This window comes from Rhizobium leguminosarum bv. trifolii WSM2297 (assembly GCF_000271845.1).
The window spans coordinates 1,109,295-1,120,914 of the sequence record NZ_JH719395.1; the positions used below are offsets into that span (position 1 = coordinate 1,109,295).

Genomic DNA, 11,620 nt, shown 5'->3' on the forward strand with positions numbered 1-11,620 from the left:
AATGGCGAACAATAGATATAACGAGTCGATTGAGGAAAAGGCGTTCAAGGCATTGGACGAGGCGCTCCAGATCGACTTCGGCAAAGATAACGTGCCGTCTCGCCGCGGCGACGCGCCTGAGGCCCCGGAGGCTAATGTGTCTGATCCAGTAAATGCGCGTAACCAGCAGGCCCAGGAAGAAGCGCAGCGTCGCAACCGCCGCGGTGCCGCCGGCGAGCAGGCTTCCAGGGGGCCGGCTTTCACGCCCGCCAACGACGCCAGCCGCAACACGCCAGCCTCGATCCTGAAATCTTTCGACGGCGCCTCCAGCCGCTCGGCGGTGCGCACCGCCACGCTGTTCTCCGTGCTCTGGGTCATGGGCGGCCTCGGCCTGATGTCGCTGCTTTATGCGCCTCAGATCTGGCAGATCCGTTCGCTCGCCGATCTCGTCGCCCTGCCCGGCGTCATCGCCGGCCTCGTCGGCATCATTATCCCCGTCATGATGTTCTATGCTTTTGCCATCATGATCGCCCGCGCTCAGGACATGCGCAACGCCGCCCGTTCCATGGCGGAGGTGGCATTGCGCCTGGCGGAGCCGGAAACCATCGCCTCAGAGCGCATCATGACCGTCGGCCAGGCCGTCCGTCGTGAGGTCTCGGCCATGAATGAAGGCATCGAGCGCACCATCGCGCGTGCCTCCGAGCTGGAAACACTCGTCCATTCCGAAGTCAATGCACTTGAACGTTCCTATGCCGACAACGAGTTGCGAGTCCGCGGCCTCGTCCACGAACTCGGTTCCGAGCGCGAGGCGATCGTCAACCATGCCGACCGTATCCGCACCTCGATCGGCAGCGTCCACGATCAGTTGAAGGAAGAGCTGTCACTTGCGACCGAAGAGATCGCGGTGCGGCTTTCCACATCCGGCGAAGCCTTTGCCTCGCTGATCGATACGCGCGCCGCGACGATCCTGGAAAAATCCGACAATGCCCTGCAGTCGATAGGCAGCCTGCTCGCCGCCAAGACCGATAGCCTGTTGCAGACTCTGAACGCATCGGGTTTCGCGCTCGCCACCGAATTCGACAACCGCCTCGAAGCCCTCTCCGTCAACCTCAATGACCATGGCGAAAGGCTGCTCAGCCAATTCGAGACGCGCGCCTCGACCATGGACAGCAGCACCGAGAAGCTGAATGCCGCGCTGCACGAGCGCACGCAGCAGCTCAGCGAGATCCTGATCGCCCGCACCCGCGAGATCAACGAGAGCCTGACATCGGGTGAACGCACGATCGGCGGTACGCTCGACGACGTGCTGTCGAAGCTGAACAGCGCCCTTGACGAAAAGGGCGCCAGCTTCCGCCAGAGCCTGCAGAGCACCGCCGACGACGCCGTCATGGATCTCGACGTTCGCTCCGGCTTCTTCGAAGAACGGCTGCAGACGACGGTTGCCCAGCTGTCCACCGCCTTCGACGAACGCGTTGCTGAATTCACCAGCGCCTTCGACAAACGCACCGGCTCGCTCGACACCAAGCTGATGGAGAGCCTCGCCCGCATCAACGAGACGCTGACCGGCGGCTCGGATTCGATCGACGGCATCCTGAATTCCGGCATCGACCGTCTCGGCACCTCGATGACCGACCAGCAGCTGGCGCTCGCCACGGCACTCGCCACCGGCCATGACGTGCTGGAAAGCACGCTCGGCACCCGGGTGGACGAGATCACCAACGCGCTGACCAGCCGCACCGGCGAACTGACGTCGGCGCTGCAGAGCGCCACCTCGGAAATCGCGCTGACGCTTGCATCCGGCACCTCCGATCTGCAGAACAATCTGCAGACACGCTCGGCCGAATTCCGCGACACGCTGCGCACCACCACCACCGATCTGACCACCGCCGTTGCCGCCGGCACCGAGCAGGTGACCGCGGCCTTCGGCGGCCGCGCCGAGGAGTTGAGCGGCGTGCTTGCCGCCCGTGCGGCGGAAATCAGCGAGGCGCTCGGCACGGCCCACGGCCGCATCGACAGCGTCATGGCCGAGCGCGGCGGCGCCCTGGTCGATGCGCTCACCACCCATCACGGCCGCTTCGAAGAAGCGCTAACGACCCGCGCCGACGCCATCATCGATGCCGTCTCCGGCACCCATGACCGGCTGGCCGAGACGCTTGACGAAAAGGCCATGGCGCTCGCCATCTCCCTAAACGAGAGCCAGGCCCGCATCGAGGATACGCTCGAGACCCGCTCCGGCGCGCTGCTGAGCGCGGTAGCGGGCACACATGACCGCCTCTCCGAGACGCTCGATGAAAAGGCGATGGCGCTCGCCATTTCGCTTAACGAAAACCAGGCCCGCATTGAAGACACGCTAGAGACCCGCTCCGCGGCCCTGCTGAATGCCGTCTCCGGCACCCATGACCGCCTGTCCGAAACACTGGACAGCAAGGCGGCCGCCCTCACCACCTCGCTCGACGAGCGCCATGCCCGCATCGACAATGCGCTGGGAACGCGTGCCGAGGCGCTGCTGAACACCGTGTCCGGCACGCGCGATCGTCTTGCCGAGACCCTCGACGAAAAGGCGGCGGCCTTCGCCATCTCCTTGAACGAGAGCCAGGCCCGCATCGAAGAAACGCTCCAGACCCGCTCGGCGGCTCTGCTAAACGCTGTCTCCGGCACGCATGACCGCCTGTCCGAAACGCTGGAAGGCAAGGTCGCAGCTTTTGCCACCTCGCTCAGCGAAGGCCAGGCCCGCATCGACGAGACACTCGAAAGCCGCTCCGCAGCTCTGCTGAACGCCGTCTCCGACACCCATGACCGCTTGTCCGAGACGCTGGACGAAAAGGCGATGACGCTTGCCATCTCCTTGAATGAGAGCCAGTCGCGGATCGAAGACACGCTGGAAGCGCGCTCCGAAACCTTCCTCAAGGCCGTGTCCGGCACGCATGAACGTCTTTCAGAAACGCTCGACAAAAAGTCGGCAGCCCTCGCCGCCTCCCTGAACGAGGGTCAGAGCCGCCTGCAGGACACGCTGGAAAGCCGCTCGGAATCCTTCCTCAATGCGGTCTCTGCCACCCACGACCGCCTGTCGGAGACACTCGACGACCGGGCAATGGCGCTTGCCATTTCGCTGAACGAGAGCCAGAGCCGTCTCGAAGAGACCCTGACATCAGGCGCCGATGCGATCACCCAGGCGGTCTCCGGCACGCATGACGGCCTGAACGGTGTGCTCGACCGGAAGGCCGCCGCCATTGCCGCCTCTCTAAACGAAGGCCAGGCCCGTCTCGAGGAAGCCTTGGTGCATCGCACCGCTGCGATCATCGGCGCCGTAACGGCCACTCACGACCGGCTGACCGACACGCTCGACGAAAAGACCATGGCGCTCGCCATTTCGCTCGACGATAACCAGAGCCGCTTCGATAGTGTGCTCGAAGCGCGCAGCAATTCCATCATGGAGGCCGTCTCCGGCGCCGAGTCACGCGTCGCCGGCGCCTTCACCGACAAGACCGATGCCATCCGCGCTGCCTACACCGATAATCAGCAGCGGCTCGAAAGTGCGCTTTCCGAGCATAGTGCCGCCCTTTCGGGCGTTCTCGATGCCGGCGGCGCCCGCTTCGAGGATCTCGTCGGCGGCCTGACCGGCCGCATCGAAGGCCGCCTGACCGATGCCCATGCACGGCTCGGAGGCCTCGCTGACGAGGCCGCGGCGCGCATCGAAGGCGGGCTCACCTCCGCCCACGAGCGCATCCGCACGACGCTTGAGGATCGGGCCAACGCCATCGACCTGTCGCTAAACCAGGCTCATGCGCTGATCAGCGATACGCTGACCGAACACGCTACCAGCATCGGCACCTCGGTGGCGACGAGTGTCAGCATGCTCGAAATGTCGCTGGAGGACCGTGAAGCGTCGATCCGACAGGCCATCGATGCCAGCGCCCAGACGTTGGAAGATCGCATGCATGCCGGCGCCGGCCAGATCGCCGGCCGCTTCCAAGAGGCTGCAAATGCGATTTCGAGCTCCACCCAGAATTTCTCCGCCCAACTCGATCAGTCGGTCGAAAGCCTGACGGGCCGGTTTGCAGAAACCGGATCGCGTGTGGAATCCGGTCTTGCGGCGATCGAAACCCGTATCAGCAATGGCGTCGGCGGTGTTGCCGAAAGGGTCGAAGCCGCCAGCGGCCAGCTATCCGGCGTGCTTGCCGACGGCATCTCGCGCATCGGCGCGCTCAGCGATGACGCCAACCGGCGCATCTCGGCAACGCTCGAAGGCAGCGCCGCAAACCTCACTCAGGCGATCGACAGCCGCGCCGCCAATCTGGCCGAGACGCTCGACAGCCGCACCACCACCCTGACCGGCGCCATCGACGGCCGCACCGTGAGCCTCGGCCAAACCCTCGACCGCGGCAATGAACGCATTGAGGAACGTCTGTCCACCATGGACCGTGCGTTGACCGTCGGCCTCGAGGCCGTCAACCGCACCATCGAAGGCAAGGCCGCCGGCCTCGCCTCGACGCTGCGCAGCGCCGTTGCCGAAGCAGCCCAGGGAATGGAAGGCGAAGCGACGAGAACCACCGAACTGCTCGGCAAGACCGGCCAGCAATTCGCCGAGGATCTCAATACGAAAAGCGACGAATTCACCCGCACCATGGATGAGCGCTCGTCGCAGATCGTCACCCGCGTCACGGAGGCCCAGAGCCGGCTGGCAAGCCAGGCCGCAGCTGTCGCCCAGACCTTCTCGGAAGCCGGCAATGCCATCGTCAACAAGGTGGCCGAGGCCGAGACCATCGTCGGCAAGCAGGTCAATGCCATCTCCAAGGCACTGTCGGATGCCGGCCAGTCTCTGGAGACGCGCGGCGACGCCGTCCGCTCGACGCTGTCGGGGGCCGGCAGCGAGATTTCCGCCACGATGGCGGATGTCGATCGGGCGCTCGAAGCACGCAGCAACGCTATCCGCTCCAATCTCGAGGAGCGCGCTCGCGAGATCGATACGACCTTCTCCGACATCGACCGGGCGCTCGAAGCGCGCGGCAATTCGATCCGCTCGACGCTCGAAGAGCGCACCCGCGACCTCAATTCGATGCTATCCGGCCGTTCGGTCGAGCTGACGCGCATCCTCGACGAAACCGCCCGCCCGATCATCGACCGATATACCGATGCCGGCGAGCAGGCTGCCGCCCGCATCACCGCCGCTGCCAACCTCAGCGCCGACCGTCTGCGCGCCGAAAACGAAGCGCTCGCCAGCGCCGTTGCCGCCCGCACCGAGAATGTCGCCAATGCCGTCAGCGCCATTGAAAACAGCCTGGTCGGCAACGTCAACGGTCTCGTCGAGCGCATGGCGGAAAGCAGTGCGGCGATGGCGATGATGATGAACCGCGCCGCCGAACAGTTGACGAGCGTCGACAGCCGTCTCGGCGACACCACCACGCGCTTTGCCGACTCCGCCACCAAGGCTGCCGAGATGGTCAACGCCTCGACACGGCTTCTCGAAGGCAAGGTCGACCGCCTCTCCGACATATCAGGCCAGACGCTGTCGCAGGTCGGTGGCATCATCGGCCGTTTCGACGAACACTCCAAGGTCCTGACCCAGGCCTCGCAGCTTCTCGGCGCCGCCCAGTCCAACCTTGCCTCGACGCTCGAGGAACGCGAAGGCGCGCTGCAGGCGCTCTCCGTCAGCCTGGTTCAGCGCTCCGACGAGATCGAAAAGACCATGCTCGGACTTGGCGGCATGATCGAGACCGTGTTCGAGCGGGCCGAACAGCGCTCCAGCCAGGTCACCGGCAATCTGCGCCAGGGCGTGCAATCCTCCTTCGCCGATATCGGCCGCATTCTCACTGAAACCGAGAAGCGCGCCCAGGAAGCCGCCGAGACGATGCGCGAGGCGATCACCCGTGCCGGCGACGAGGCGAATACGACGATCGACGGCACCTTCGCCAATGTCGAACGTCGCTCCGGCGATCTCTCCAACCGTATTCGCGGTGGCCTGACCGCTTCGCTGTCGGAAGTCGAGCGCATGCTCGGCGAAGCCGGCCGCGCCTCCGACGGTGCCGCCCAGAATATGCGCGAAGCATTGCGCGAGGCGATCGATGATGCCGTCGGCCGCTTCTCCGGCGCCACCGACGATATCCGCCGCTCGGCCGCCGACATCCGCAACGAGCTCGACGCCACCCGCGCCGAACTGAAGCGCGGCGCCTTCGACCTTCCTGAGGAAGCCAAGGAAAGCGCCTCGGCCATGCGCCGGGCCGTCGCCGAGCAGATCAAGGCGCTGCAGGATATCTCCCAGCTCGTCGGCCGCTCCAGCCAGCAGCTTGAGATTTCCGAGCCCGTCGCCCGCACGCTCGCCCAGGCGCAGCCGGCCCCGCGTGCCCAGCCCATAGCAAGTCAGCCGGTAGCAAGTCAGCCGTCGGCACCCCAGCCGCCGCAGCCGGCAGCGCCCCCGCCGATCGAAGCGACGGGCCTGCGCGGAACGATCGCTCCGGCAGCACCAGCTGCCGCCCCCCAGCGCGCCGCTCCGCAGCCTGCCCCTGCCCGTCAGGAACCAGGCCGCCAGGAACCGGCTCGCGCCGAAAGCGGCGGCTGGATCAGCGATCTCCTGCGCGGCGCATCGCGTGAGGAGGCCGCCGAGGAGGCGCCTGCCCGCACCCCGGCGCCAACGGCAGCACCGACCGCGCGCAGCAATGATCTGCGCAATCCGCGCCACGTGGTCGAATCGCTGAATTCGCTCTCGGTCGATATCGCCCGCGCCATCGATCACGACGCCTCGGTCGATCTCTGGCGCCGCTATCAGCGCGGCGAGCGCGACGTCTTCACCCGTCGCCTCTATACGCTGAAGGGCCAGCAGACCTTCGACGAGATCAAGCGCAAATACGACCGCGAACCGGAATTCCGCACCGCCGTCGACCGCTACATCGGTGATTTCGAAAAGCTGCTCGCCGACGTCGCCCGCACCGACCCGAACCAGACCGTCTCGCAGTCCTACCTCACCTCGGATACGGGCAAGGTCTACACCATGCTCGCCCATGCAGCAGGCAGGCTCAGCTGAGCCTGCTCATAACCATCGATCGTTTATGACCGAATTGGACAGAAAGCCGCCGCCACACATGTCGGGCGGCTTTCGTTTATCGGAAGGACGCGACCGCGAACGCCTAATCATGAGGTATCCGAAATGACCAAGGCCCTGCTGATCATCGACGTGCAGAATGCAATTCTCTCGGGAAAAGCTACGCCGGAGCGCCAACCGCATATCGATGCCGCGCTGGACGAGACCGTCGCCCGGCTTGCATCGCTCCAGGAAAAGGCGAGGCATTCGGGCACGCCGGTCGTGCTGGTCCAGCATGACGGCGACAGCGGCCACCGATTGGCCGTCGGCACCGAAGGATGGGCATTGCGCCAGGAGATCGCGCCGAAACCAGGCGAGGTCGTCGTGCGCAAGAAAAGCGCCGACTCCTTCTTCGAGACCGATCTGACCCAACGCCTGAACGAACGCTCGGTCACCCACCTCGTCATCGGCGGCTGCATGTCGCAATTCTGCGTCGACACGACGGTCAGGCGCGCCGTTTCCCTCGGATATGACGTGACGTTGATTGCCGATGGTCATACCACCGGCGATACGGCAACCCTCACCTTCTCCGAGATTGTCGCCCACCACAATGAAACGCTCGACGGTTTCGACGCGGGCAAGGCGGCGGTAGACATCCACCCCGCCGCCGGGATCACCTTTTCATAAAACTCCGGCAGCAGTTCGTAGACCGGCTGCCAGCTTCTTATTCGCCGCCATCAATCGGGGCGAGATCATTTGATGCCCAAGCCTGAATTGCCTGATGGAATACACGCTCCCCATCCGCGCCCTTTTCAAGCGTCAGCAGTGCTCGTTTGCCGTCCTGATAGAAAATCGGCAAATCGATCCATTGGCGTTCAAGCAGTTCAAGGTTCCTGGCGCGAGCCTCAGGCAGATCATTGAGCGCCAGCATGTAGAGATTGTCCGTGACCTTGGCGGGCACGCCTATCAATGTGTCACCGCGATCGCTTTCCGTCGCTTTCATTGACATGCGCTGGAGACTGTAAATTCCACCCCCCTTAAATCCTGCCGCGATCCGAAACGACAATTCGATGAGGTGGCTTGCGGAAACAGAGGGATCTGCATTCCGTTCCAGTGTCAGCACTGCAGTGAGGTGACGCTTTGGCACCGCAATGTGCGCTTGGATAATCGGATCGGAGCGCCCCCTGGCGTCGGTGCGCATATCGATTGACCACGTAACAGAACCGGGAACGGTCGTCGGCTGTGCCATCGCCGGTCTCTCCTCATACAGAAACATTTGAGGAACCAGCGAACGCGGGACGGAGCGTCCGGATGACGCAAAGGCGGAAAAGGAGAAAACGAGCACACATATGCCGACGACCAAAACCATTGCCGAGCGCATCATAGAAATCCCACCCCTCGCAGCATAACGCTGTCTCCTACCGTATAATTTCTTAAATCGGAATTATGCAGCAATTCAAAGTGCTGCGGAAAATTTGAGAACAACTGCAGCGGCGAAAACCGGGACCGCCAGGCGGTCCCGATCTTCTGTCTTTCACCGTTCGGCTGCTATGCCCCAATTGTAAACGCATCGATCGAGGCCGATGACGGTGAGGCAAAATGAATCAGCTGTGGATAGAGCTTTTTTATTGCCGCTCGTCCTTCATTCCGTCACAAACTTTTTTGATCCGCTTGCGTTAAACCAACGGCTCCCTCGGCCGTCCAACGACAGAGACAATTATATCGATGACCAAGACGACCTCCCGGCTCCTTGCCACCGCGCTCTCCTCCGCCATGCTGATCAGCGCCTTCACGCTGGCTCAAGCCGGCCAGGCAAGCTTCGTCGTCGATGCGCAGTCCGGTCAGGTTCTCGAAGCTTCCAATCAGGATGAGCTGAACTACCCGGCATCATTGACCAAGATGATGACGCTCTATCTCGCCTTCGAGGCCCTGCATGAGGGACGCCTCAATTGGAACCAAAAGCTCACCATGTCGGAAAATGCCGAGAGCAAGGAGCCCTTCAAGCTCGCCGTCGGCGCCGGCCGCCAGGTGACGCTGCGTGAAGCGGTCGAAAGCATCGTTGTCTTGTCTGCCAACGACTCTGCCGTGGCGATCGCCGAACAACTCGGCGGCTCCGAACAGGCTTTTGCCACTGTCATGACCGACAAGGCGCGCCAGCTCGGCATGTCGAATACGGTCTTCGAGAATCCCTCGGGCCTCCCGGATCCCGAGCAGGTCACCTCGGCGCGTGACATGGCAACCCTCGGCGTTTCGCTGATGCGGGACTTTCCGGAAGAGTTCAAGCTCTTCTCCATGCGCGGCTTTCAGTTCCGCGGCATGAAGCTGCGCGGCCACAACAATCTGATGTATCGTTATGACGGCGTCGACGGCATCAAGACCGGCTATACCGATGCATCGGGCTATAATGTCGTGACGTCGGCGCTGAAGGACGGCCGCCGCGTCGTCGGCGTCGTCATGGGCGAAAAGACAGCAAGCCTGCGTGACGACAAGATGGCAGGCCTGCTGGACAGCGCGCTGCCGGCGTCATCGACGGCCACGGCATACACGACGCCAATCAAACAGCCGGGAGCGACGATGACGGATACGCAACCGACGAAGTAAGCCCAGGTCTGCTATCTGAAAGCCACTTCCAGGTGCTGCCGGTCCTGGGCGATCACCCGGCAATTCGTTTCGAATCCTTCTCCCTTGATGGCAAGAATGAACTCGGATGGAATGCCGGCCGAATTGGAAACCGAAATGCCAGCGCTTTCCGAGCCAATGGATTTGACGGTGCAGTCGATGGTCGAGCGTCGATCGTTGAACAGGATCGAACCCGCCTTCAGCACCCGCCGCCGCGCGCCGATAGCATGATCGGCGTGGATGGAACTCCAGGAGACGCAACGATTTCGCGCGGCATGTTTGGCCTGATACATCGCTGCATCCGCCTGGGCCAATAGCGTCTCGATCTCCTTGCTGACCATCGAGAGTGCCGACGTTCCGAAGCTCGCCGTGACATTCAACGAACCGTGATCATCGCGATGAGCTGCCCGGCGATGGCAGCTCGGAGTTTCTCGGCAACGGCGACACCCCCTTCCCGATCGACATGCGGCAGGATGATGGCAAATTCCTCGCCCCCGATCCGCCCGAACAGATCACCGGCGCGAAGGGTCGCCTTGCAAATCGAGGCTACCGCCTTGAGAACCGCATCTCCCGCGGCATGCCCATGCGTGTCGTTCACCTGCTTGAAATGGTCGATATCGAAGGCGATGCAGGACAGGTCATGCTGGTGCCGCAAAGCCAGCGAAATCAGCTGGTCGGCTTCCTGCTTGAAGGCGCGCCGCGTCATCGCCTCGGTCAGACTGTCGGTAGCGGCCGAGTGCATCAGCTCGATGCGGTCCATCGCCGCCCCGGCCAGCTCATCGAGAATGCTGAGGTCTCTTGTGCTGAACGATCTTGGCCGGCGATCGATCGCGCAGACCGTTCCGATCATATGCCCGGCCTTCGTTCGGAGCGGCACGCCGGCGTAAAAGCGGATATGGTCCTCGCCGGTCACCGCCGAATGTTTCGAAAAGCGTGCATCCTTGGTGGCGTCCTGCACGATAACAGGCTCGTCACAGTCCACCACGCAACGGCAGAACGTGTCTTCAAGCGACACTTCGTCGGCTGAGAGGCCGGAGCAGGCCTTGTACCATTGCCGATGCGCATCGATCAGGGAGACGATGCCGATGTCGATGGAAAAAATCTGCTTTATCAGGCGGACGATCCGCTCAAAACCTTCGTCCCTCGGCGTGTCTAGAAGGTCGAGCTGCTGCAGCGCAGCCAGGCGGTCGTTTTCGCGCTGGATCGCCTCCGACGACGACTTTCCAAATACTCGTGCGACCACCATGCAGCATGCCTCCTGACAGCGATAACATGATGCGTTCCACAAATTCGTGAAAAAATTGAATACGATCACAGCCCCAATCAGATAGGGCCAAATATTTTCTCAAAACCGGCAACCCTCGATGTCGACGCAACGGTCGCCAAACGCCATCTCAGATTGAGCGCAGTGTCCAGTTGACGATCTCGGAGGCGACCGTGGAGAAGGCGCGGTCGAGGCTCTTGACGAACCCGTCATTATCGCCGCCCGCCGGCGCCATGGCGCGGAATACCTTTTGGGCGCGCACGGAGCCGTTGCGGTCGTTGAGGATCTTGGCGGAGATTTCGACCACCGCCTGGTTGCCGCTCGAAGCATCGATTTCGAAGGAGCGGATATCGGTGACAACCTGATAGTCGATCGCCAGCCCCTGCCCGGGCATGCCGACGCCGCCAACCTTGCCGGAATTCTCGAAGGCCTCAACCAGTTTCGACTGAACGATGCGCGGCAGCTTGTCGCCCCATTGCGCCCGCGACAGATACTGGATTTCCGAAGGTGAAACGCGGATGACGATCTGCTCGCTGTCGAGCGCCTTCAGCGCCGTCGGGCTGGCGATCAGGATCTGGCGGGATTTGGCCGCGGGTCCATCACCGTCGACAGCAGCATTCAGATCATAGGTATCGTTCTTGGCAGCGGTGCCGCACCCCGAAAGGATCAGCGCCGTCAGCGGCAGCGCGATCACCGTTCCCCTGATCCATGAACGGCGCGACAACAAATGCGATGCGACCATA

Annotated in this window: 5 protein-coding genes and 1 pseudogene; 3 read left to right on the forward strand and 3 right to left on the reverse strand. The window is 63.0% G+C overall.

Annotated elements, in window-relative coordinates; all coding sequences use genetic code 11:
- Window position 1 precedes the first annotated feature (1 nt).
- Both RLEG4DRAFT_RS20705 and RLEG4DRAFT_RS20710 read left to right on the forward strand, forming a co-directional pair.
- Complete coding sequence (locus RLEG4DRAFT_RS20705; protein ID WP_003579605.1) at window positions 2-6,997, forward strand: membrane protein; 6,996 nt, start codon at window positions 2-4, stop codon at window positions 6,995-6,997.
- Between the two features lie 123 nt (window positions 6,998-7,120).
- On the forward strand, window positions 7,121-7,681 hold the full coding sequence (locus RLEG4DRAFT_RS20710; RefSeq protein ID WP_003579606.1) for a cysteine hydrolase family protein: 561 nt from the start codon (window positions 7,121-7,123) through the stop codon (window positions 7,679-7,681).
- A gap of 37 nt (window positions 7,682-7,718) precedes the next feature.
- On the opposite strand, the gene RLEG4DRAFT_RS20715 is transcribed toward RLEG4DRAFT_RS20710, so the two are convergent.
- Window positions 7,719-8,243, reverse strand: a complete 525-nt coding sequence (locus RLEG4DRAFT_RS20715) for a hypothetical protein (protein WP_037094695.1) — start codon at window positions 8,241-8,243, stop codon at window positions 7,719-7,721.
- 476 nt (window positions 8,244-8,719) lie between these two features.
- On the opposite strand from RLEG4DRAFT_RS20715, the gene RLEG4DRAFT_RS20720 reads away from it, so the two are divergent.
- On the forward strand, window positions 8,720-9,595 hold the full coding sequence (locus RLEG4DRAFT_RS20720) for a D-alanyl-D-alanine carboxypeptidase family protein (RefSeq protein ID WP_003579607.1): 876 nt from the start codon (window positions 8,720-8,722) through the stop codon (window positions 9,593-9,595).
- 11 nt (window positions 9,596-9,606) lie between these two features.
- Here RLEG4DRAFT_RS20720 and RLEG4DRAFT_RS20725 read toward each other — a convergent pair.
- Both RLEG4DRAFT_RS20725 and RLEG4DRAFT_RS20730 read right to left on the reverse strand, forming a co-directional pair.
- Window positions 9,607-10,859, reverse strand: a pseudogene (locus tag RLEG4DRAFT_RS20725) (diguanylate cyclase).
- Window positions 10,860-11,007: 148 nt separating this feature from the next.
- Window positions 11,008-11,619 (reverse strand): ABC-type transport auxiliary lipoprotein family protein, encoded by a 612-nt coding sequence (locus tag RLEG4DRAFT_RS20730; protein ID WP_003579612.1) that lies wholly within the window; start codon window positions 11,617-11,619, stop codon window positions 11,008-11,010.
- Between the last annotated feature and the right edge of the window lies 1 nt (window position 11,620).